Origin of the sequence: Pelomonas sp. KK5, assembly GCF_001984095.1 — a bacterium.
GTDB lineage: Bacteria > Pseudomonadota > Gammaproteobacteria > Burkholderiales > Burkholderiaceae_C > KK5.
In genome coordinates, this window is record NZ_LYVQ01000491.1 from 1 (window position 1) to 1071 (window position 1071).

Below are 1071 nucleotides of genomic sequence, written 5' to 3' on the forward strand. Positions count from 1 at the left end.
CATCGACAAGGGCCTCCCCACCGCCGGGCTGCTGGCCCAGGTGCTGGTGGCCAAGTACCTGGATCACCTGCCGCTATACCGGCAGGAGCGCATCTTCGAGCGCGCCGGCATGGCCATCGCCCGCTCGACCCTGGCGCAGTGGGTGGGAGAGTGCGGCGCGCAATTGCAACCGCTCGTCGATGCGTTGACCGCCGAATTGCTTCGCCACGATGTCCTGCATGCCGACGAGACGCCGGTGGGCATGCTCAAGCCCGGTCACGGCAAGACGCACAAGGCCTACATCTGGACCTACTGCACGACCCGCTTCAACCCAGTGAAGGCGGTGGTGTTCAAGTTCTGCGAGACCCGCAGCGGCGACAACGTGCGCGCCTTCCTCGGCCAGGACGGCGAGCGCCCTTGGAAGGGCAAGCTCGTCACCGATGGCTTCTCGGGTTATCAGGCCAGCTTCGAGCGCGGCGTGACCGGCGTGGCCTGTGGTGCTCACGCGCGGCGAAAGTTCCACGAGCTGTGGGCCAATCACGGCAGCCCGGTGGGCGAACAGGCGCTGCGCTACTTCCAACTGCTCTTCCGGATCGAGGAAGACATCGCCGAGAGCACGCCCGACGAGCGAAGGCGGATACGCCAGCGCAAGTCACGTCGGGTCGCGGCTGCCTTACACAAGTGGCTGCTGCGGCAGCGGCACCTTGTGCCCGAAGGCTCGGCCACCGCAAGAGCCATCGACTACAGCTTGAAGCGCTGGGAAGCGTTGACCCGCTACATCGACGACGGCGACCTGCCAATCTCGAACAATTGGGTTGAGAACATGATCCGTCCGATTGCGCTCGGAAGATCGAACTGGCTCTTCGCTGGCAGCCTGCGCGCGGGCAAGCGTGCCGCCGCGGTGATGAGCCTTGTGCACTCCGCGCGTATCAACGGGCACGACCCGTATGCCTACCTGAAGGACATCCTGCAGCGGCTGCCGACTCAGCCGGCCAAGGACATCGACGACTTGTTGCCGCACCGCTGGGTGCCGACGAACATCAAGGGCTGAGTCTCGTCCTCGACGTCAAGATGGGTTGGCCGGACGCATAC

At 65.2% G+C, this 1071-nt stretch carries 1 protein-coding gene; it reads left to right on the forward strand.

Going from position 1 to position 1071, the window contains the following annotated elements; genetic code table 11:
• Nucleotides 1–1030, forward strand: a 1030-nt coding sequence (locus B0W88_RS31895) for an IS66 family transposase (RefSeq protein ID WP_077038422.1), incomplete at its 5' end; no start/stop codon positions are given.
• Between the last annotated feature and the right edge of the window lie 41 nt (nt 1031–1071).